The sequence below is a fragment of the Halorubrum sp. Boch-26 genome (genome assembly GCF_029889805.1).
Lineage (GTDB): Archaea > Halobacteriota > Halobacteria > Halobacteriales > Haloferacaceae > Halorubrum.
On the sequence record NZ_JARANT010000047.1, the window covers coordinates 1 to 20,423 of the forward strand.

18 protein-coding genes are annotated in these 20,423 nt (G+C 69.4%); 6 read left to right on the forward strand and 12 right to left on the reverse strand.

Annotated elements, in window-relative coordinates; translation table 11 throughout:
* Both OQF71_RS08460 and OQF71_RS08465 read left to right on the forward strand, forming a co-directional pair.
* Positions 1-148 (forward strand): PGF-CTERM sorting domain-containing protein (locus tag OQF71_RS08460; protein ID WP_280587069.1); only part of this gene is annotated, 148 nt, incomplete at its 5' end.
* Complete coding sequence (locus OQF71_RS08465) at positions 145-558, forward strand: hypothetical protein (protein WP_280587050.1); 414 nt, start codon at positions 145-147, stop codon at positions 556-558. The genes OQF71_RS08460 and OQF71_RS08465, both read left to right, overlap by 4 nt.
* A 73-nt stretch (positions 559-631) precedes the next feature.
* Here the strand turns inward: OQF71_RS08465 and OQF71_RS08470 are convergent, their stop codons facing one another.
* Together OQF71_RS08470 and OQF71_RS08475 are read right to left on the reverse strand one after the other, a co-directional pair.
* Complete coding sequence (locus tag OQF71_RS08470) at positions 632-1,024, reverse strand: hypothetical protein (protein WP_280587052.1); 393 nt, start codon at positions 1,022-1,024, stop codon at positions 632-634.
* Positions 1,025-1,141: 117 nt separating this feature from the next.
* On the reverse strand, positions 1,142-1,984 hold the full coding sequence (locus OQF71_RS08475) for a ubiquinol-cytochrome c reductase iron-sulfur subunit (protein ID WP_280587053.1): 843 nt from the start codon (positions 1,982-1,984) through the stop codon (positions 1,142-1,144).
* Between the two features lie 232 nt (positions 1,985-2,216).
* Between OQF71_RS08475 and ppc the strand changes: the two genes are divergently transcribed.
* The gene (gene ppc / locus OQF71_RS08480) at positions 2,217-4,919 is read left to right on the forward strand and encodes a phosphoenolpyruvate carboxylase (RefSeq protein WP_280587054.1); all 2,703 of its coding nucleotides are present in this window, start codon (positions 2,217-2,219) and stop codon (positions 4,917-4,919) included.
* Positions 4,920-5,004: 85 nt separating this feature from the next.
* Here the strand turns inward: ppc and OQF71_RS08485 are convergent, their stop codons facing one another.
* The 6 genes from OQF71_RS08485 to OQF71_RS08510 form a co-directional block, all read right to left on the reverse strand.
* A complete protein-coding gene (locus OQF71_RS08485) occupies positions 5,005-7,440 on the reverse strand; it encodes a DUF5059 domain-containing protein (protein WP_280587055.1) in 2,436 nt (811 codons plus the stop codon).
* Between the two features lie 328 nt (positions 7,441-7,768).
* A complete protein-coding gene (locus OQF71_RS08490) occupies positions 7,769-8,224 on the reverse strand; it encodes a 30S ribosomal protein S19e (RefSeq protein WP_280587056.1) in 456 nt (151 codons plus the stop codon).
* A 137-nt stretch (positions 8,225-8,361) separates the two neighbouring features.
* On the reverse strand, positions 8,362-9,705 hold the full coding sequence (gene hmgB, locus OQF71_RS08495) for a hydroxymethylglutaryl-CoA synthase (protein WP_280587057.1): 1,344 nt from the start codon (positions 9,703-9,705) through the stop codon (positions 8,362-8,364).
* 62 nt (positions 9,706-9,767) lie between these two features.
* The gene (locus tag OQF71_RS08500) at positions 9,768-11,324 is read right to left on the reverse strand and encodes a carboxypeptidase regulatory-like domain-containing protein (protein ID WP_280587058.1); all 1,557 of its coding nucleotides are present in this window, start codon (positions 11,322-11,324) and stop codon (positions 9,768-9,770) included.
* Positions 11,325-11,432: 108 nt separating this feature from the next.
* Entirely contained in the window at positions 11,433-12,968 is a 1,536-nt protein-coding gene (locus OQF71_RS08505; RefSeq protein ID WP_280587059.1) for an Ig-like domain-containing protein, read from the reverse strand.
* An 88-nt stretch (positions 12,969-13,056) separates the two neighbouring features.
* Entirely contained in the window at positions 13,057-13,248 is a 192-nt protein-coding gene (locus tag OQF71_RS08510; RefSeq protein WP_280587060.1) for a hypothetical protein, read from the reverse strand.
* A gap of 187 nt (positions 13,249-13,435) precedes the next feature.
* Here OQF71_RS08510 and OQF71_RS08515 point away from each other — a divergent pair, with 187 nt between their 5' ends.
* Positions 13,436-14,161 (forward strand): nucleoside phosphorylase, encoded by a 726-nt coding sequence (locus OQF71_RS08515; RefSeq protein WP_280587061.1) that lies wholly within the window; start codon positions 13,436-13,438, stop codon positions 14,159-14,161.
* 25 nt (positions 14,162-14,186) lie between these two features.
* Here the strand turns inward: OQF71_RS08515 and OQF71_RS08520 are convergent, their stop codons facing one another.
* The gene (locus OQF71_RS08520; protein ID WP_280587062.1) at positions 14,187-14,636 is read right to left on the reverse strand and encodes a UPF0179 family protein; all 450 of its coding nucleotides are present in this window, start codon (positions 14,634-14,636) and stop codon (positions 14,187-14,189) included.
* A gap of 132 nt (positions 14,637-14,768) precedes the next feature.
* Between OQF71_RS08520 and tmcA the strand changes: the two genes are divergently transcribed.
* Together tmcA and OQF71_RS08530 are read left to right on the forward strand one after the other, a co-directional pair.
* Positions 14,769-17,084 carry a tRNA(Met) cytidine acetyltransferase TmcA gene (gene tmcA, locus OQF71_RS08525; RefSeq protein WP_280587063.1) on the forward strand — a complete coding sequence of 772 codons (2,316 nt, stop codon included), beginning with the start codon at positions 14,769-14,771 and terminating at the stop codon, positions 17,082-17,084.
* A 59-nt stretch (positions 17,085-17,143) separates the two neighbouring features.
* Entirely contained in the window at positions 17,144-17,332 is a 189-nt protein-coding gene (locus OQF71_RS08530) for a hypothetical protein (RefSeq protein ID WP_280587064.1), read from the forward strand.
* A gap of 114 nt (positions 17,333-17,446) precedes the next feature.
* Here OQF71_RS08530 and OQF71_RS08535 read toward each other — a convergent pair whose 3' ends face one another.
* The 3 genes from OQF71_RS08535 to OQF71_RS08545 all read right to left on the reverse strand — a co-directional run.
* On the reverse strand, positions 17,447-18,178 hold the full coding sequence (locus OQF71_RS08535) for a GNAT family N-acetyltransferase (protein WP_280587065.1): 732 nt from the start codon (positions 18,176-18,178) through the stop codon (positions 17,447-17,449).
* Positions 18,179-18,283: 105 nt separating this feature from the next.
* Entirely contained in the window at positions 18,284-18,766 is a 483-nt protein-coding gene (locus tag OQF71_RS08540; RefSeq protein ID WP_280587066.1) for a hypothetical protein, read from the reverse strand.
* 1 nt (position 18,767) lies between these two features.
* Positions 18,768-20,423, reverse strand: a 1,656-nt coding sequence (locus OQF71_RS08545; RefSeq protein ID WP_280587067.1) for an FAD-dependent monooxygenase, incomplete at its 5' end; no start/stop codon positions are given.

Genomic DNA, 20,423 nt, shown 5'->3' on the forward strand with positions numbered 1-20,423 from the left:
CGGCACGGCCGGCGCCGGCGACGACGCGGCCGACGGCGAGCGGCCCCCCGGCGAAGACGGCACCGCCGACGGCACGCCCGGGTTCGGGCCGGTCGTCGCGCTCGTCGCGCTCCTCGCCGCGGCGCTGTACGCGCGGAGGCGACCATGACCGACGACGGGCGACCCGCCAGAGGCGAGAGCGGCCCGACGATCGACTCCGACGCCGATCGCGACCCCGACCGACCCGCAACCGATCCCATGACCGATATCGACGCCGACACGACCGAGACGGGCGAACCGAGCGCAACCACCGAATCGACCGCCGGATCGACCGACGGGGCGATCGGCCGGCTCTCGACCGACCGCCTCCGCGGCATCCTCGACCGGATCGGCCTCGCCGCGCTGGTCCTGCTCGCGTTGGTCGCCGGCTGGGGCTTCTACAGCCAGAGCGGCGCCGCGATCCGGACGTGGCTCGATCCGGCCTACCAGCCGATCGCGCTGGCCGCGTTCAACCTCGTGATACTCCTCGTCGCGCTCGCGGGCGTTGCTCACCAGCTCTCGCGAATTCGGGCGAAGTAGTCGGAAGACGAGAGGGTCTCGGGACGGCGGCGGGTCGCGTGCGCGGCCCCGCAGAGGCCCTGCTCGGCGGTCGTCACTCCTCCGGCAGGTCGTCCGTGCTGGCGGGGATCCGATCCACCCGTCCCGCGAGCGTCGCCGCGTCGCCGGCGACCGCGGCGGGCTCGACGCCGGCCTCGCTCGCGACCAGCCGCACGTGCGCCGCGAGCAACGCGAGCGCGCGGAGCCCCTCACCCTCGGGACCGTCGTCCGCCCGCTGCGCGAACGTCGTGTCGACCTCGCCGTCGCGGACGACGCCGACGTGGACCGCCTCGATATCGTCGCCGTCGAGGAGGCCGCGAGCGCGGTCGAGTTCGGCGGCGAATTCGCCGCCGGCGTCCGTTTCGTTCTCGGCGGCAGCGGTCTCGTCGCCGTCGGACGCGCCGTCGCTGGAGGGAGTTCCGTCGACGGGCGTCGTGTCGTCGCTCATGGACACGCGTACGCGGAGCCGAGGCAAAAGCGCGGCGCTCGCTCTAACGACGGGACCGAATCGGAGCGGGAAGAACCGACGGAGTCGTCGCGATCGGCGTGTCTGAAGCGGCCGACGTTACTCGTCAGGCCGCGGGCGGGCGATGAACAGCGCCTCTTCGAGCGTGAACGGGTCGTACACCGACTGGTGACAGACGCAGTAGCTTCCGTTCGCGGCGTCGTACCGGGCGGACTCCTCTAACACCTTGTAGTCGGGGATACAACAGAAGTGGGTACAGACGTTGAGGTACGCGATGAACCCCTGATCGGTGGACGCTTGGAGCCACTCGTCGTCGGAGTTCTCGACGGCCTCCTCGATCCGCGGCGAGCGGATGACGATCGCGTTCAGATTGGTGTCGGCGTCCTCGGACCGCCACGTGACCGAGGCCGGCTTCCCCACGCCGTCGTCGCCGATCCCGTTGCCCCACTCGTCGTAGTCGCCGAAGTCGTCGACGTGGATCCGATCGCCCGCGTCGTACGTCTCGTCCTGCCAGTCGTACTTCCCGGGCGCGGCGCGGAACAGATTGTCCGACTCGAAGCCCGGCGCGACGTTCTCCTGCGACTCCACGCCGCAGTACTGGAACCACTCGCCCGAGTAGGTCTTCCCGCCGAGGTCCTGTTGGGCGACCTGGATCTCTTGGCCCTCCTGCGTGATCGTCGTCGTCTCGGGCCAGATCCCTTCGATGTATCCGTCGTCGGTCACTTGGAGCGGAATCTGCGGGAGGCCGCGCGGCGCCGGACCACCGGTCTGCGCGATCGTCGTCGCGACCGTCGCGCCGCCCCCGACCCCGCCGGAGGTCGTCAGCGTGTTCACGGTCGCCGACCCCATCGCCCCGACGCCCGCGAGGGCCGCACCCCCGACGACGCCCTTGACGAAGCGCCGCCGACCGGACTCGGCCGGATACTTGTCGGACTTACTCATACGCGTGGTTCGGGATGGATCGGTAAAAAGGGTGACGAACCCGCCCCCCGAGGGGCCGGCCGACCGGAATCGGACGAAACCGACCGATTCCGGTCGGATCGGCACCGCCGTGACGGAGAGCGATGACCGAGCGTCCGATCGGTATACGATCGATCGGTATATTCACTCGGTACCGAGGCAAACATTCGTTCAGACATCGGATTTAACCCGCGGCGACGGGTGTCACTGTGGTATGGAGTTGCACAATCGAGACGTGCGGACGGACGTCCGGGAGCTCGGCGCGCTCGTGGGGGACGTCCTCGCCGCACAGGCCTCCACGGAAGCGTACGAGACGGTCGAAGACCTTCGGAACGCCGCGATCCGGTACCGCCGCGGCGACGTAGAGAGCCGCGACCGGCTCCAAGCGTCGGTCGGCGATCTCTCGTCGAACCGCGAGGAGATCGTCGCCCGGGCGTTCACCACGTACTTCGAGCTGATCAACCTCGCCGAGGAGCGCGAGCGGGTTCGCGCCATCCGGAACGCCGACGACGAGGGCGCCCTCCACGACTCCTTCGAGGCCACGGTCGCGGAGTTCGCCGAGCAGGGGGTCGGACCGGACGAGCTGCGCGAGCTGTTGGAGGACGTGCTCATCGAGCCGACGTTCACCGCGCACCCGACCGAGGCCCGACGGGCGACGGTGAAGGCGAAGCTGCGGTCGATCGCCAACCACTTGGAGGACCTCGACGAGCGCAACCTCACCGAGCGCGAGCGCAACGCGACCTGGCGCGACGTCACCGCCGAGGTGACGAGCCTCTGGGGTACCCGACAGGTACGCCAGCGGCGCCCGGAGCCGGAAGACGAGGCGCGCAACGTCGGCTGGTACCTAGAGAACACTCTCTTCGATGTCGTCGGCGACGCCTACGAGGAGTTCGAGGAGACCATCTCCAGTGAGTACGGCGACGTCGACTGCCCGAAGCTGTTCGAGTTCCGCTCGTGGGCGGGATCGGACCGCGACGGCAACCCCTTCGTCACGCCCGAGGTCACCGACGAGACGCTCGAACGCCAGCGGGCGGTCGCCATCGAGAAGTACCGCGAACAGTGCAAGCGGCTCTCCGCCGTGTTGAGCCAAGACGGCGAGCGATACGCGATCGACGATCGGCTCACGGAGTCGCTCGCCGACGACGCCGAGCGGTTCCCGACCGTCGTCGAGGAGGCCCGGGAGCGCTACCCCGACGAGCCGTACCGCCAGAAGCTCCGGCTGATGCGCGAGCGGCTCGACCGCGTCGACGACGTGCGCCCCGGCGAGTACCCCGACGGCGACGCGTTCCTCGCCGACCTCGACGCGATCGCCGAGTCGCTCCGGGCCGACGGGCAGGATGCCGTCCGCGAGTCGTTCGTCGAACCCCTCCGCCGGCAGGTGGACACGTTCGGCTTCACGCTCGCCTCGCTCGACCTCCGCGACCACCGCGAGAACCACACCGAGGCCGTCGCCGAGGCGGTCGCGAGCGAGGGGGTCGACTACCGCGAGATGGACGAGGCGGCCCGCGAGGAGTTCCTCACCGAGGCCATCCTGCAGGACGACCCCGTCATCGACCCCGACGAACCCGGCGACGTCTCCGAGACGACCGAGCGCGTGCTCGAGCGGTTCAGCGAGCTCGCCGGCTGGCAGGAGGAGTACGGCCAGCAGGCGATAGACACCTACTGCATCTCGATGACCGAGGAGCCGAGCCACGTGCTCGAGGTGCTCTTCTTGGCCGACCAGGTCGGCGCCGTCTCGCTGCCGGACCACTGCGGGCTCGACGTCGTCCCCCTGCTGGAGACCGAGTCCGCGCTCAACGGCGCCGAGCGCATCCTCGGGGCGCTGTTCGACAACGAGGCGTACGCGACCGCGCTGGAGGTCCGCGGCGATGTACAGGAGGTGATGCTGGGTTACTCCGACTCCAACAAGGAGAACGGGTTCCTCGCCGCGAACTGGGACCTCTACGAGAATCAGCGGCGAATCGCGCAGTTCTGTCGCGAGGAGGACGTGACGCTCCGGCTGTTCCACGGCCGCGGCGGCTCCATCTCACGCGGCGGCGGCCCGATGAACGAGGCGCTGCTCGCGCTCCCGAACGAGACCGTCACCGGGCAGGTGAAATTCACCGAGCAGGGCGAGGCGATCGCCGAGAAGTACGCCAACCCGCGGATCGCCGAGCGCGAGCTCGAACAGATGCTCGACGCGCAGATCCGCGCCCGCCACGAGGCGAACGAGGAGCCCACCGAGGACGTCCCCCAGTCGTGGGTCGAGGCGATGGAGACGATGGCGCCCGCGGCCCGCGAGACGTACCGCGACCTCCTGAACACCGACGGCTTCGTCTCCTACTTCGGGCAGGCGACGCCCATCTCCGTCGTCGAGGACCTCAACCTCGGCTCGCGGCCCGCCTCCCGCTCCGGTGAGCGCACCGTCGAGGACCTCCGCGCGATCCCGTGGGTGTTCTCGTGGACCCAGACGCGGCTCATCCTCCCCGGCTGGTATTCGCTCGCCTCCGGGCTCGACGCCTACCTCGACGAGGTCGGTGAGGAGGACGGGCTGGAAACGCTCCACGAGATGTACGCCGAGTGGCCGTTCTTCCGAACGACGCTCGACAACGCCGCCCTCGCGCTCGCCCGCACGGAGCCCGAGATCGCCGCCGAGTACGCCGATCTCGCCGACGACGAGCTCCGCGAGCGCTTCTTCCCCGAACTGATCGGCGAGTACGAGCGCGGACGCGAGCTCGTCTTGGCGATCAGCGGCCGCGACGACCTGATCCGGCGCGAGTGGCTCGAGGAGAGCCTCGATCGGCGGAACCCATACGTCGACCCGCTGAACCTGCTGCAGGCGAACCTGCTCGGCCGGACCCACCGCACCGACGAGGAGGAGCGGACCCTCCGGCTCACCGTCAACGGCATCGCGGCCGGGATGAAGAACACGGGGTAGCTCGTCGCTGCGCCGTGCCGGACGGTGAGGTATCACCGGTCGGGAGCCCGCGATCGTCGGGCGGACGCGAGCGCCGTCCCCCGCGCTACTCGACGGCGACGGTCCCGACCATGCCGGCGGCCTCGTGGGGGATACAGACGTACTCGTGCGTCCCGAGGGTCTCGAACGTGCGGACGAATGACTCCCCGGACTGCACGGCCCCCGCTCCGTTCTCCCAGCCGGTCCGGGCCGCTTCCTCCGAGTCGAACTCGCCGGAGGCCCAGTAGTCGGCCCCGTCCGGAATCCCGTCCCGAAACGCCGTTACCGAGTGCGGCTCTCCGGCGTTGAACCGCCACGCGACCGTGTCGCCCTGCGAGACGGTGATCTCCGCGGGATCGAACGCGACCGCGTTCATGTCGACGACGTGGTCGGCGTCGTCCGGGACGCCCTCGACGACGTTCGGTCCCCCTTCGAGGTCCGTCTCGCCGCCCGCCGACTCCGAGCCGCCGGCGCCGGCGAGTTCGAGATCGAGCGGCAGCTCTTCGACGCCGTCCACGAGCGCGAACTGCGCGTACTGAGCGGCGCGGGCGAACGACTCGGCGGCGTCACGCACCTCACCGTCTCCTCGGACCGCGGCGACGTACCGGTCGAGGGCCGCCTCGAACGACTCGTACGCGTTCCGGTCGGCCGCCTCGAGCGCGTCGTGGACGCGGGCCTCCTCGAAGTGGGCGAACGTCGCCTGCAGCGGGTCGGCCGCGGCCGACGAGTCGGACCCGCCGGCGGCCTCGACGACGGCGTAGGCCGCCGCCACCGCCTCGGCGTCGAACCGCACCGCGGCGGGATACACCTCCTCGCCCGCGTCCGCGGCCGCGATCACGGCTTCGAGCCGCCCCTCGAACGACTCGTACAGCGACTCGTCCGCGGACTCCAGCGCCTCGTGGAACCCTCCCGCTCCGGACTCGAAGTGCTCGAAGACCCCCTGCGCGACGCTTCGGGCGCGGTCGTCCACGCCGACCGCGTCGAGCGCGGCGGCGTCGAACCCCCTCGCGGTCACGTACGCCGCCTCGCCGGCGCTCACCGTCGCGGTCCGGCCGGCCGCGACCGCGAACTCGAACAGCGCCGACCGGGCGCCCTCGTCGTGCGTCTCGACGGCCGGGTCGTCGCCGCTCTCGTACGCGTCGATGAGAGCGCTCAGGTGTTCGTCCTCGAAGCGGGCGTACAGCTCCTCGCTCGTCGATTCGATGGCCTCGTGAACGCCGAGCTCGTCCCGCTCGAAGCGGTCGAACGTCGACGTCGCGATCGACGCCGCCGCGTCGGGCTCCCCCGAGCGGTAGCGCTCGCGGGCGTCGGCGAGACGCGCTCGGAAGAACGCCGCTTCGAGCGGGGGCGCGTCGGCGCCCGCGAGCGCCTCGGTCCCGGACACGAGGTTCGAGTCGACCGCCTCGACGGCCTCGGCGACCGCGTCGAGGTCTCCCGATTCGGCGGCCGACCGGAGGTCGGAGAGCCCCCCTTCGAACCCCTCGTACGCTTCGCCGTCGGCGGATTCGAACGCGTCGTGGACGCGGGCCTCCTCGAAGTGGGTGAACACGTCGCCCGCGACCGCAGCCGCGCGATCGGTCTCCCCCGCGGCCGCGAGCCGTCGGGCGTCGTACGCGTGGGCCCGATACGCGGTCAGCGTCGCCGCGTGCGCGAACGCGGTCGACGGGCCTCCCGCCGACGCCAGCGCGGCGGCGTCCCAGCCCCGGGCCTGGAGCGCTGCGACGTGGCCCGCGCCCGCGGCGGGCTCGTCGTCCGCCAGCGAGTAGCTCCCCGCCATCGCCGCGGAGAACGCCGCTCTCGCGTTCGTTCGGACGGCCTCGGCGTCCCCCTCGTCGGCGGCCTCGGCCGTCGCCTCTGCCGCGCCCGCGAAGGTCTCGCGGGCGTCCGCGTCCGCAGACTCCAGCGCCTCGCTGACCGCCGCTTCGTCGAACCGGTCGAGGGCGTCCCGAGCCGCGGTCTCGGCCGCCTCGAACCGATCCGCGGAGGCGAGGAACGCGGCGTCGGCGAGGGCGGCGCCGAACAGCTGGAGGTCAAGGGCGTTCGCCGTCGCCTCGCCGGCGAGCTCCCGCTGCGCCGCCGCGAGCTGCGCGTCGGCGATCACCGCCTCCTCCCGCGCGCGTCCGAGGTCGTCCGGTTCGAGTCCGGCCGTCCGGAGCTCGCCGAGCGCCTCTTCGAACTCGGCGTAGTTCTCCTCGCTCGTCGCCTCGAGCACCTCGTGGGCGCCGCGCTCGCCCGAGGCCTCCTCGAAGCGCGCGAACGTTCCCCGCGCGACGGTCGCCCCGGTCTCGGTGTCCCCGGAGCGCCCCAGTGCGAGGGCGTCCCACAGCCGAGCGCGCATCGCGTTCCACTCGGCCGCGACGGCCGGGTCCGTCGACGTCGCCGTCGCCCACGGCTCGGCTTCCGCGTCGTCCGTGTCGGTCGGTTGAGACGCGTTGCAACCCGCCAGTACGGTCCCGAGCGCTGCGCCAGCGGTCACCAGCAGACGGCGTCTGCCAAGTCGCATGGTTTTTGGTCAGCCTAAAAAATAAAAGCGCTATCGATCGTTTTCCGGTTTCGAGAATTCGGTGTCTGACCGCACCGAACTCCTTCGGTTCGGCGCGATCGGGAACTATCGAGATGAGACACCGGGGCCGAGATCGGGTCTTCACCGACCGATCTCGCCGTTCCGCCGTGATTCCATATAGCGATATGAAATTTATCTAGGCGAGATCGGGTCGATCGCTACCGAAAACGATCACGTAGGGGCGGAGCGCCGCTCTGGACGGAGAACAGAGTCGAGACTCGGAGACGGTGCGCGGCGTGAAAAGCGAAAATTCGACCGTAAGGCGGAGTTACGCGTACCGTTCGAGTTCCGGACGGTCGAGGTCTTCGAAGACCTCGGTGGCGACCTCGGAGAGGAACGCCTCGCCCTCGTCGGAGACGCGACGGCCCTCGCCGGCGGCGGTCGTGACGAGCCCCTCGTCTTCGAGGGCCTGCAGCGACGAGCGGATGAGGTTGCGGGAACCGCCGGAGTGACGGCCGGGACGGACCGAGTACCGGTTCGAACCGCGACTCTTCGAGCCGTACTCGGTGGCGAGCCGCTCGATGCCGACGGGCTCGTTCTGGGCGACCTTCCGGAGGAGGCTCGCGGAGCGCACGTACCAGAAGTCCTCTTGTTCGGGCGGAAGCTCCTTACCGGAGCCGCTCTTGGCGAACTCGACCCACTCGGGCTCGTCGATCCGGTCCTCGAGTCGTGCGGCGACCTCCTCGATGAGGGCGTCCGCCGGCACGTCGTAGATGGTTACCATTGAGGTGATTTTCAGCCTAACGTCGTTTAAACCCATCGTATTCGAGAAGCGTCGTGTGACCCGTTTTCACGGGTAGCGGAGCCACAGAAACGGAATTACTAGGGTGCCCTCTCGCCCGCCGGCGCCTCGCCGAACGGTTACTCGACGTACTCGTACTTCCGCTCGTTCATCCGGCCCCAGCCGGTGAAGACGAACTCCCCGTCAGGCTGGGTGAACTCCTCGATCTCGCGTTCCACGTCCATGTCGTACTCGTGGACGTCGTGGACGTCTTCGTACTCCTCCCACGTGAGGTCGTAGCGGGCCGCGAGCTGGTCGTCGATGTCGAGCCCCTCGATCTCCGCGCGCCACCCCTCGCGGACCGTCTCCGCGTGGATCTCCGCCTGCGCCCCGGAGCCGTATGAGGCGACGAGCAGCGTCTCACCTGCGAACGACCGGTCACGCGTCAGGGCATCGCGAAGCGCGCTGACGCGGGCGATGTGGACCGAGCTCGTGTACCAGTTACCGACCTCTCGCGAGAGCCCAAGCGTCGGCTCCACGGCGGTGTCGTACCACGTCTGATACTGCTCGGTGGTCTTCAGATCGTCCATGTAGTCGCGAATGGCCGCCTCGTAGGCCTCGCGGTCCGCGTAGTCGCCCTCGCGGGGCTGCCGGCCGATCTCCTCGGCGAGCGCATCTTCGTACTCCGTGTCGCGGATGACGTGACGGTACGCCAGCAGGGCCGCCTTCCGGACCATCCCCGGGAACGGGGTGTGGAACGGGGCGTACGCGAAGTCGTCGAGCTCGATGTCGTCGGTGACGGACTCGTAGTCTTCGAGGGCCTCCCGCATCCGCGAGAGATACACCTGGACCGAGCGTTTCCCGTCGACGCTCGGGAACTGCTGGTTCGGCTTCAGGAAGTCCGTCTCGTCCTTCGATCCGTACCCCTGATCCGTCGAGAGCGCGACGACGGAGGGGTCCTCGTCGATCAGCATCGCGACGGCGCCGGCCCCCTGCGTCGCCTCGCCGGGGTCGCCGCGAGCGTAGAGGGCGGTGTCCGTCGTGATCACGATCGCCGGACGGTCGCGGTTCCGCCCGGCGCGGATCCAGTTGTAGGCGTCGTCTATCGCCTGCGTGCCGGCCAGACAGGCGAACTTGCGCTCGCCCTTGTTGGCGTGGGTGAAGTCGCCGTCGTACACCTGTTCGAGGCAGCCGGCGATGTACGTCGACACCGGCTTCGAGTGGTCGAACGCCGACTCGGTCGCGACGTCGATCCGGCCGATGTCCGCCGGCTTCAGCCCCTTGCGGTCCATCAGCCCCTTCGCGGCGTTCGCGCCCATCGTGACGATGTCCTCGTAGACGTCCGGGAACGAGGAGTTGTTGAGCCCGAGCCCCTTCGTGTACTTCTCCGGGTCGTCGCCCTTCTCCGGCGCGAACGTGCCCGGCAAGTCGAGCTTGAGCTTTCCGGTCCAGATCTCGACGGCGTCGATGCCGACTTCGGTCATACGCGGTCGTTCACGAGGGCAGCATATGGTTTTGTCGATGGTCGTTTACGTCGATTGTGGAACTACTCGGCGTTCGATTCGATCGTCGGATCCGGATCGAACCTGGCGCCGGTCGCGATGACCGTTCCGTCGTCGCTCGCGATCCGAATCGTGCCGTCGCCGGAGCTGATCCACGCCCGGCTGGTCGCGTCGAAGTCCCCCTGACTCACGTCGACATCGCCCGCGGCTGAGACGTCGATGTCGCCCCCGGAAGCCCCGAATAACGCCCGTGCCGCCGTCGTCGCGGTGACGCCGGCCGCGTCGAGGTCACCGCCCGACCGTACCGTGATATCGCCCGCCGCCGCGCCGGCGAGCCGCTCGCTCGACGCGTCGAGCGTCGCCCCGTCCCCGAGCGAGACGCCGTCACGCCCGGCCAGATCGATCGAGACCGCGTCGAGCGTGACGCCGTCCTCGACCGTGACGCGGTCGGCGTCGACCGCCATCGAACCGGGCACCGACGCGTCATCGAAGACGACGAAGTGTCCGTCGAGGTCGCTCAGGAACGCCAGATCCGTGGTCGTGAACAGCTCTTCGGCGCCGCCGTCCTCGTCGCGGTCGACGTACGCGACCGCCTCGGTGTCGGCGTCGAGCACCTCGACGGTCGTCGTCGCCGCGTCGTCCTCGCTCGCGACCGCGAGCTCCGTGTCGCCGACATCGCTCGGAAGCGTCTGCCACGCCAGCGAGATCCGACGACTCTCGCCGCCCGCGAGCGTGACGGATGCCGAGTCGACGGTCGCCCCGCCGGCCGTGAGCTCGACCGTCTGCGTCCCCGACTCCCCGCCGACGTTCTCGATCGTCGCGTTCACCACGACCGGCTCCCCCGCGTTCACCTCAGCGTCGGCGTCGTCGATCGTCACCGCGAACTCGGCGGGCGCAGGCGGATCGAGGACGAGGTCGGCGGTCGCCGTCTCGTTGGCCTCGACGACGGCGGTGACGGACGCTGCGCCGAGATCCACCGGCGAGGTCGACACCTCGTAAGTCCCCGGTTCGAGCCCCTCGACGCGGTACGCGCCGTTCGGCCCGGTCGTTACCGTGGTGGTGTCGCTCGGTCCGGAGACGGTCACCGAAACCCCGTCGAGCGGCGTCAACACCTGGCGGAGCGCGAACGAGGCGCCCGACGCTCGGATAGACGAGCTGCCTCGTTCGGTGACTGTTCCCCCGATCGCACCCGTCTCAACGGGGCCGGCTCCCGCGGTGACCGTTCCCTCATCGAGCACGGTGCCCGACGGGATATGGACGAGTCTGATGCGAGTCGTCGAAGCCGGCGTCAGCACTTCGCCGAACTCGCGGCGATCACCCGGGGAGAAGCGCTCGTCCGGCGGCGGGTTGAATTCGATTTGGGTGGTGTTCCCGCCGGAGTCGAGGAACAGTCGCAGGTCGGCGTTTCCGAGGCTGTTACCGCCGATATGGCTGATCGAGAGGTCGGTTCCGTCGGCATCGAATTCGGCCGAGACCAGCGGCTCCTCGTCGGGCGTCACATCGTCGACGACCGCCACGCCGACCGTGGCAGCGACGACGAGAAACACGGCGACGAGTAGGATCGTCCCGACGGTGGTCGACTGAGCGCGGTCGCGAGTCATTCGGGTGTCAGCGGCTACGTCGGATCTGACAGTAAGCGTATATCAGTGTCCGGTCTGAAGTATCAGAACCGAGAATTCGGAGGGCGGACGCGAAGCGAGCCCGTCCGGTCAGCCGTCAGGCTGGTCGATGGATCCCTCGGCCGGAGAGATGTACAGAGACCGCCGGTTGAGGTCGTCCTCGAAGCTGATCCCGATGAGGTCATCCCGGACGTTGGAATCGAAGGTGAACGTTATCGTCTGGCGTTCACCGGCCGGAATCACGAACGGCTCGTCGAGGTCTTCGAACCCGCCGCGGAGATTCACCCGTTGATTTCGAGGCCCGGGCCCAGTGATCCTGAACGTGTCTCGGGTGTTGCCCTGGGGCCTGTACGAGAGGGTGAACTCGATCGCACGGAACTCCCGGTCCTCGTCGCCTTGGTTGACGAACTGGAACTGGAGGACGGAGTTTCCGTTCAGTCCCACGTCGTTCAGAGCGATCTGGTCCTCTCCGGTCGGATTAATGTTGTCGTCGTCGGCCCCGCTGCCGACGGTGCCGGCGCGGAAGACGACGGTTTCCCACTCCTCAGTACCGTCGTTGATGGACATCTCGATCCGCGGGCTTCCCTCCGGCGTGACCGATACCCGACCGTCGTCGTCCGTGAGCATCGTGGAGACGTTTCCGCTGACGTTGACCTCGACGGCCGCCCCTTCGATGGGGTTGTTGAAGCGGTCACGGACCTCTACGACGGCGGCCGTGCCAGTTCCCGAGACCCGCGTGACGTATCCGTCCGATTCGTCCGGAGCGGTCGCACCCGTACCGACGCCGACCTTCCCGAGATCCAGGCGGTAGTTCTCCGACGGGTCGAGCTCGATACGGACCGTTCCGCCCGAGACCGTCACGGTTCGTGCCGCGTCCCCCAATCGGCGCTCCCAGGCGGTTTCGAGGCTGGCCGCCTTGCCGGCCGGAACGTCCGTCGGAATGTCGATGACCAACGGGTCGGTCGTTGCGTTAACCGCCAGGGACCGACGGCTCTCCGAGAGCGGATCCGGGTCGATACTCCGCCGGTTGACCCCCGAGGCGGAGAGGTCGCCGTCCAGCGCTGTCAATTGGATCCGATTTCGCTCGCTGTTCAAAGTGGTTTGGCCGGTGCGTCCGAGGACCGTGTCGTCGAATTCGGCGAGCACCAGAGACTGTTCGTAGACGAGGTCCGGTCCGTCTTGGAGTTCGTTGTAGTCCGGCGAGTACCGGAGCGAGCGCGTGTCGAAGGCGATCTCGTTAGTCCCGTTCGTGCGGTTTTCCCAGTACGCCCCAGCGTTGCCTTCGGCGTCGATCGTTACATTGGTGATGCGGACCGGTCTGGATTCCGTCGTCGACAGCGATCCACTCACGGGTGGTGGGTTCACGAAGAATGTTCGAGAAGGATAGGCCGCCCCCAGTTTCAGGGATGTCGATCGGGCATCTCCGGTTTGCCCCGCAGTCAAAATCGAGTTGCGAATATCGACGAAGTCCCCCTCGACCTGCTGGCTGTGCTCGAACTCGATATTTGCGTTGTCGGTCGGCACGACCTGCACCTGATAGATCCCGAGCGCCACGATCAGGAACCCGAACAGGATCACCGTCCCGATCACGACCGACTGGCCCCGACGGTCGTGGCTAAATCGCATTGTAAGATGTCGAACCCAGACGCGTATAAAAGCCTCCGCCCGGCGTCTCAGTTACGATAACGGCCTCGGCGACCGACTCGCCGGAAATTCAGTCGTCCGCCCGCCGCGCCGTCAGCCACGCCGACGCGACGGCCATGGAGCCGGCGAACCCGCCGAGTAGCACGGCCTGCGTCCAGTTGAAACCGAGGAGCGTCCCCGCGATTGGCGTGACGAGGAGGAACGTGACCACGAGGGCACCGACCGTCGGCACGAGATCGACGGAACCGCCGGAGTCGCTCATACCCGGATCTGGCGCTACCGGGCGATAAACCGGGCGATCGGCCGAGGCAGTCGGTCTGGTCGTAGCGCGGAGAGTGCGGTGTTCGAACCCTTGATAAATCGTATGGCGCGATATTAAAATCGCTTCGCGGCGCCACCCCCCGCTCCCGACCGGTCCGTTTTTGCGCGCGGCGGCTGTCTCGGCGCACATGGCGAAACAGCCGCACCTGCTGGTCGAGGAGGGCGACGTCCACGAGATCGCGATCATCCCCGGCGACCCGGGACGCGTCGACCGGATCGCCGACCTGTGTGACGACAGCGAACTCGTCGCGCAGAACCGCGAGTACAAGGTCGTCAACGCGAGCTACGAGGGGACCGACCTCACGATCTGCTCGACCGGGATCGGCTGCCCGTCGGCCGCGATCGCCGTCGAGGAGCTCTCGCGGGTCGGCGTCGAGACGTTCCTCCGGTGTGGTACCTGCGGCGCGCTGCAGACGAAGATGGAGGTCGGCGACATGGTGGTCGCAACGGGCGCGGCCAAAGAGGAGGGAACGAGCAAGCGCTACGAAGATGAGGTGTACCCCGCGGTCCCGGACTACGACGCGCTTCGGGAGCTCGTCGACGCCGCCGAGGACAACGACGAGGACGTCCACGTCGGCCCGATCGTCTCCGACGACGCGTTCTACAACGAGAGCGACGAGTACGTCGACGACTGGAACGACGCGAACCTGCTCGCGATCGAGATGGAGGCCGCGACCGTCTTCTCGCTGGCGCGCCGGAAGGGGCTCCGGGCCGGCGCGATCTGCACCGTCGACGGCAACCTCGTCGCGGGGACGCAGAAGGGCGCGGACTCGGACGACGAGCTCCCGGAGAAGGCCAAGGACAACGTCGAGCGCGCGATCCGGATCACCCTGAACGCCGTCACCGAGCTGTAAGGGCTCTCGGCCGGGTTTCCGCTCGCTACTCGTCTTCCGCCCGGAACTCCACCAGCGTCAGGTCACGATCGAGCGCGCACTCGTCGTGCGGGGGCTCACCGAGCACCTGGTCTATCACGCGCTCGTCATCGAAATCGGCGCCGTCGGGGACGCAGTACCCGTGGCTCGGACATTCGGTGTGGGGGCACGGGCCCGCGAGCGAGACGCGGCTGCCGGCGTACGCCTGCTTCGACGAAACGTTCGCGGGGACGGGCGCGGGTTCGACCTCGACCGCCCGAACGCCGGCGTCGTGAACGGCGCAGTCGAGGGTCTGCGCGTTCTCGCGGATCCCCGTCACGCGGTACCGGGTCCCCTCGGAGAGGTTGAGGCACTGGCTCCGGTAAGGACACCCCTCGCAGTCGGGCGACTCTCCCTCGTAGACGAACTCGCGCCCCGTGTCCGCGAGCCGCGTGCCGATGAGCGTGACCGTAGTCATGGGCGGTACGACGCTCCGCGCCGCCGTAAGCCTCCCGCCTCGCGGAGGGAGTCGGCGGTTCTGGAGCGCCGACCGCCGAGCGGACCGGAGGGTAAGACACATCCCCGGTCCCCGGCAACGACGACCGAACGAATGATCGCGGGGCTCGCGCGGGACGCGAAACGGGAGGCCGAAGCGACGAACGAGCGGCGCGTCCTCGCCCTCGCCGGCGACCGCGACCGCGGGATCGACGCGGCCTACACCGCGATCGAGGCGGTCGAGCCCGCGTCGACCGCGGTCGTCTCCACCCGCGAGGGGTTCCGGTTCGAGGAACACCGGCCGCGGAGCGCGGACGAACTGCTCGGTCGGACCCACGAGGTCGTCGTCCTCGACTGCCACGAGCAGTTCGTCCCGAACGCGCTCGGGCGGTGCGTCGGCGCGGTCGACGGCGGCGGCCTCCTCGTCCTTCTGACGCCGGCGCTCGACGAGTGGCCCGGTGTCCGCGACCGATTCGACGACTCGCTGGCAGTCCCGCCGTACGGGGTCGACGACGTGACAGGCCGGTTCCGCGAGCGGTTCGTCGACACCGTGCGTGCGCATCCGGGGATCGCGATCGCCTCACTGGCCGTCGGCGGATCCGAAGGGGGCGTCGTCGAGCGAGACGGGTTGGCGAGGGAGACAACGAGAGAGACCGAATCGAGAACCGAGCCGACCGCGCCGCCGAACGCGACGTTCCCCGCCGCGGCGTACGAGGCGTGTCTCACGGGGGATCAGACGCGCGCGGTGCGGGCGTTCGAGTCGCTCTCCCCCCCCGGCAACGCGGTCGTCGTCGAGGCGGACCGAGGGCGGGGGAAGTCGAGCGCGGCGGGGCTCGCGGCGGGCGCGCTCGCGGCCGAGGGCGCCGACGTGCTCGTCACCGCGCCCGCGTTCCGCAACGCCGCGGAGGTGTTCGCACGGGCAGAGGAGCTGATCGACGGAGGTGACGCCGGGAGCGAGGGAGACGTGGCTGAAGACGAGAGCCGCCGTATCGACGCCCCGAGCGGCGGGTGCGTGCGGTACCTGCCGCCGGCCGAGGCCGCGGAGCTCCCCGGCGACCCGGACGTCGCGATCGTCGACGAGGCGGCCGCGCTCCCGGTTCGGCTGCTGGAGGGGTTCATCGACGAGTCGCTCTCCGTCGCGTTCTGCACGACGGTCCACGGCTACGAGGGGGCCGGCCGCGGCTTCGCAATTCGGTTCCGCGAGCGGCTGCTCGACGGCCCGCTGGCGGTGCGGGACGTCCGGCTCGACGAGCCGATCCGGTACGCCCGAAACGACCCGATCGAGGCGTGGGCGTCGCGGGCGCTCCTGCTCGACGCGCGGCCCGCGGTCGACGAAGCGGTCGCCGGGAGCGCGCTCGGAGAGGCGACGTATCGGGCGCTCGGCCCCGACGAGCTGCTCGAGAACGAAGCGCTGCTCGGGGAGGCGTTCGGGCTGCTCGTGGCCGCTCACTACCGCACCGAGCCGAACGACCTCGCGCGGCTGCTCGACGCGCCGAACCTCTCGGCGCGGGCGCTCGTCGCCGAGGGGCGGGTCGTCGCCGTCGCGCTGCTGGCCCGGGAAGGCGGGCTCGACGCCGAGACGCGGCGGCGAATGTACGAGGGCGAGCGGGTTCGGGGCAACATGGTGCCGGACGTGCTCACGAGCCAGCTCCGGGACGAGGCGGCCGCCGAGCCGCGGGGGCTCCGAACCGTCCGAATCGCGACCCACCACGCCGTCAGAGACGAGGGATTCGGTTCTCGCCTGCTCGACGAGATCCGCGCCGAGTTCGGTGCGGACGACGGCGAGGAAGCGAACGCGGACGGCGTCGACTACGTCTCGGTCGGCTACGGCGCGACCCCGCGACTGCTCCGGTTCTGGCGGCGGGCGGGCTACCGGACCGTCCACCTGTCGACCTCCCGCAACGACGCCTCCGGCGAGCACTCGGCGATCATGCTGCGCCCGGCGAGCGACGCGGGCCGGTCGCTCCTCGACCGCCACGCCGCCGCCTTCCGGGACCGCGAGCGAGACGGGCTCTCAGACGCCCACCGCGACGTTGACCCCGACGTGGTCGCCGGCGCGCTTCGCGCCTGTCCCGCGCCGATGCCGATCGACCTGACCGAGACCGAGTGGCGCTCCGTCGTCGGCGCGTCGTTCGGCCCCGGGATGTACGACAGCGCGCCCGGCGCGTTCCGGGACTTGGCGATGGCAACGCTGATCGAGGGAGACGGGGAGGGCGACTCCGGGACAGCCCCCCTCCTCGACGACCGCGAGCGACGCCTCCTCGTCCGAAAGGTCCTACAGGGCCGCCCGTGGGAATCGGTCGCCGCCGAGCTCGGCTACGTCTCGACGGCCGCCTGCATGCGCGCGCTCGGCGACGCGTACGAGCCCCTCGTCGAGCGGTACGGGACGGAGTTCGCGCTCCGCGAGCGCCATCGATTCACCGGCGAGTGACCCGCGGCCGCGGTGGTGCGGGGCCAACACCGAAGGCGATCGCGAACGGAGAGTCGGGTATGACCGCCGACGCGGGCGATCCCCCGTCGACCTGCACGGAGTCGGACTGCGAGCGGCAGGCGGCCGTTCGTCTGCGCGTTCCGTGGGAGGCGGACCACGCCGTCTGCCCGGCCTGTGCGCGGGCGCTGGTCCAGCGAGGCGGCGTCGTCGCGGAGCCGCTTCCCGGTCACGAAGACGCGTGGCCGTAGCCGGGAACGACCGTCGCAGGGGGAGTCGTCGCGACGCCACTCGCGGAGAGGCCGTCCGTCACAGGGCTGCTCCTCACGGGCGTTCTCACGCTAAAAATCGCCGCTTCGGGCCGCCTACAACGATCGCGCCATCATCACTTCGTCGACGTATTCGCCGTCGATCCTGTAGTGGTCATCGCGGGTCGCCTCGGTGTGCCACCCGTGCGCCTCCAAGAAGTCCCGGGCCTCCTCGTTGGTGGCGGGGATGCTGTTGTACAGCTTCTCGAAGTCGTTCTCGCGTGCCCACGCGGTCCCCTTCTCCAGCAGCGTCGTACCGATTCCACGTCTGCGGTACTCGTCGAGGACGCCGAGAGTGAGCCTCGCCGTATGGTGGAACTTCTCGGTTTGGGGGAGGTCGAGGTGGATCCAGCCGACCACCTGTTCCTCCACGGTGGCCACGAAGAACATCCGCGACTCGGCGCTGTTGTTCCGCAACAGGATCTCCTCGTAGTCGATCAGGTCGGCGACGGTCTCTGCCTCGATGTACGACCCGTCGTTCGACACCTGCCGGATGATTCCGACGAGCCCCGAGAGGTCCGCCTGTCGTGCGGTTCGGATCGTGAAACGGATGTCGTCGTGCTCGTGGACCATTCCGGCGTCAATGTCGAACGCGATCTTCAGCTCGCCGTCATCCGCCCGCACGTAGCCGTCACGTCGCAACACGGCGAGGTGATGACCGAACGCTTCCTCGTCGAATCCCAGCTCGCGGCGCGCCGTCTCCGCCGATATCGACCCGCGCCGCTCCACGTACTCGTAGATGTCCTTCCGGTCACGGTTCTCGATCGAAACGCGTTGTGCGAGCTCCATGGCTCGTGGTACCACACAACAACAGATAAGTATTCCCCAGAACGATCGTGAGGAATGCGTCCGCCGGACCGGGGCGTGATGTCTCGGTTCGCGGACCGTCGCCGTTCACGAATCGTCGCGATGCGTCCCCGTGAGCAGCGCCGCAACGTCGGTGATGTCGTGTGTGTCGACCAGCAGTTCGGCGGCCTCGCGGACGGTCGCGTCCGGATCGGCGGCAACTCCCCGACATCGGGCGTACACGGCCAGCCAGTCGCTCGTCGCGGCGTGAAGGCGGTCGAGCTCCCGTCCGGAGAACCGAACCGGCTCGTCCGCCGTGCGGGCCTCCACATACACGCCGACGACCGGACCGAGTCCGTCGCGGGCCGCGACCAGTGCCGCCTCCGCAAGGGTAGAAACGCCGGTTCCCGCGAGAGCGACCTCCGCGTGTTGCGACCTGTCGTTCGCGCGTTCCGACGCGCCGTCCGCGTTCCCAGACTCGTTCCCGTCGTCGTCCCGCAGCGAGTCGGGGTCGAACCGCTTGCGTGCGACGCGAGCCTCCGCCGCGAGCGACGCGATCCGGTCGGCGTACCGGGAGCGCGTCCCCGTCACGTCATCCCTCCTTGTACTCGACGCCCTTGCCGCCGCTGGGGTGTTCCCACTCCGTGTCGGCGACGACGGCGCAGGTACCGCACTCGACGCACGGCTGTGTGTCGAGGCTGACGACGTGCTTCTCCGCTCCGTTCGTCCGGATCGTCTCGTCGCGGTAGCAGCCGCCGCCGAAGTCCTCGGCGCTCACCGGACAGGCGGCCACGGCGGCCCCGCTGGCCTCGTAGCTCTCGTCGCGGAGCTCGATATGCGGGTCGCCGACGTCGTAGGTGAGGTCGCCGATACGGTCCGCGAGGTCCGGGGGGCGAACCCCGGCCTCGTCGTCCGCGTCGTCGGCTCGCGAGTCGGCGGGCAAGCGTTCCTCGACCGGCTCACCGAGGACCTCCGCGATCCGGGCCGGGACGGTGACGTACGAGAACCGGGAGTCCGGCACCATCCCGAGCAGCAGCGGGGAGTTGAACGCGCGCTCCGCGAGCCCGTCGAAGGCCCGCAGGCCGGCCGCACCCAGCGACGAATCGACCAGCGCGCTCCCGATCCGGTTCACGGTGTCGTGTTCGGAGACGGTCCGCGTCGCCCGGTAGCGCCGCGGACGGAGCTTCTCCATCACGCCCTCGTCGCGGAGCTTCCGTTCGTAGAGCTCGCCCGCCTTCGAGGCGTCCCCTCGCGTCCGGGCGTCGACGAAGGCCTCGGCCGCGAGCCCGCCGGCGGTCACGGCGTGGTTCATTCCCTTGATGATCGGCCCCTGCGCCTGCATCTGTCCGGCGGCGTCGCCGACGAGCAGGAGTCGTCCCCGGTGCGGTGAGGGATTCGCGACCTTCTTCGAGTCGGGAACGAGCTTCGCCGAGTACTCGCGCTCCTCGTACTCTCCCTGGAACCAGCGGTCGAGCAGCGGGTGAGTGAGGAGACCGTTGAGCAGTTCGTGCGGTTCCGCCCGCTGTGCGGTCAGCGAGTCGAGGTGGAACACCGTCCCGATCGACAGCGAGTCCTCGTTGGTGTAGAGGAAGCCGCCCCCGCGGACGCCGTCGAACAGGTCGCCCGAATACAGGTGGGCCGCGCCGCCCTCCGGGTCCACGCCGAACCGCTCGTTGATGACGTCCGGGTCCATGTCGACGACCGCTTTCACCCCCTGGAACCAGTCTTCGGGGTCGTCCCAGTTCATGAGTCCGGCGTCGCGCGCCAGCTCGGAGTTGACGCCGTCGGCGCCGACGATCAGGTCCGCGCGGATGGGATCGAGCTCGTCGCAGGTGACCCCGACGATCTCGCCGTCCTCGCGGAGCAGGCCGTTGACCCGGACCTCGGTGAGCAGCCCGCCGCCGGTCTCGCGGGTCAGCTCGTGGACGCGCTCAGCGAGCCACGAGTCCATCCGGCGGCGCAACACCGATTCACACCAGTCGGTGTCGTGGTTGTGGATCCGATCGAGGTCGAACGTTTTCACGCGGTCGCCGGCGACGTTGTGCATGTAGTACTCGTCGATCGGGCGCTCGGACGCCGCCTCGCGGAATCCGGGGAACAGCCCGTCGATCGTGTAGGGCGCGGACTCCTCGGCGTAGATCAGTCCGCCGGAGACGTTCTTCGAGCCGGCGTCGACGCCCCGCTCTAAGACGAGCGTCTCGACGCCCTGTTGGGCCAGCGCCGCGGCCGCCGCTGCCCCGCCCGGGCC

Coding starts and splice junctions, on each gene's coding strand:
- OQF71_RS08515 (WP_280587061.1), top strand. CDS start 13,436: ATGGCGAAACAGCCGCACCTGCTGGTCGAGGAGGGCGACGTCCACGAG.
- OQF71_RS08530 (WP_280587064.1), top strand. CDS start 17,144: ATGACCGCCGACGCGGGCGATCCCCCGTCGACCTGCACGGAGTCGGAC.
- OQF71_RS08490 (WP_280587056.1), bottom strand. CDS start 8,224: ATGGTAACCATCTACGACGTGCCGGCGGACGCCCTCATCGAGGAGGTC.
- hmgB (WP_280587057.1), bottom strand. CDS start 9,705: ATGACCGAAGTCGGCATCGACGCCGTCGAGATCTGGACCGGAAAGCTC.
- ppc (WP_280587054.1), top strand. CDS start 2,217: ATGGAGTTGCACAATCGAGACGTGCGGACGGACGTCCGGGAGCTCGGC.
- OQF71_RS08520 (WP_280587062.1), bottom strand. CDS start 14,636: ATGACTACGGTCACGCTCATCGGCACGCGGCTCGCGGACACGGGGCGC.
- OQF71_RS08475 (WP_280587053.1), bottom strand. CDS start 1,984: ATGAGTAAGTCCGACAAGTATCCGGCCGAGTCCGGTCGGCGGCGCTTC.
- OQF71_RS08505 (WP_280587059.1), bottom strand. CDS start 12,968: ATGCGATTTAGCCACGACCGTCGGGGCCAGTCGGTCGTGATCGGGACG.
- OQF71_RS08500 (WP_280587058.1), bottom strand. CDS start 11,324: ATGACTCGCGACCGCGCTCAGTCGACCACCGTCGGGACGATCCTACTC.
- OQF71_RS08510 (WP_280587060.1), bottom strand. CDS start 13,248: ATGAGCGACTCCGGCGGTTCCGTCGATCTCGTGCCGACGGTCGGTGCC.
- OQF71_RS08485 (WP_280587055.1), bottom strand. CDS start 7,440: ATGCGACTTGGCAGACGCCGTCTGCTGGTGACCGCTGGCGCAGCGCTC.
- OQF71_RS08535 (WP_280587065.1), bottom strand. CDS start 18,178: ATGGAGCTCGCACAACGCGTTTCGATCGAGAACCGTGACCGGAAGGAC.
- OQF71_RS08465 (WP_280587050.1), top strand. CDS start 145: ATGACCGACGACGGGCGACCCGCCAGAGGCGAGAGCGGCCCGACGATC.
- OQF71_RS08470 (WP_280587052.1), bottom strand. CDS start 1,024: ATGAGCGACGACACGACGCCCGTCGACGGAACTCCCTCCAGCGACGGC.
- tmcA (WP_280587063.1), top strand. CDS start 14,769: ATGATCGCGGGGCTCGCGCGGGACGCGAAACGGGAGGCCGAAGCGACG.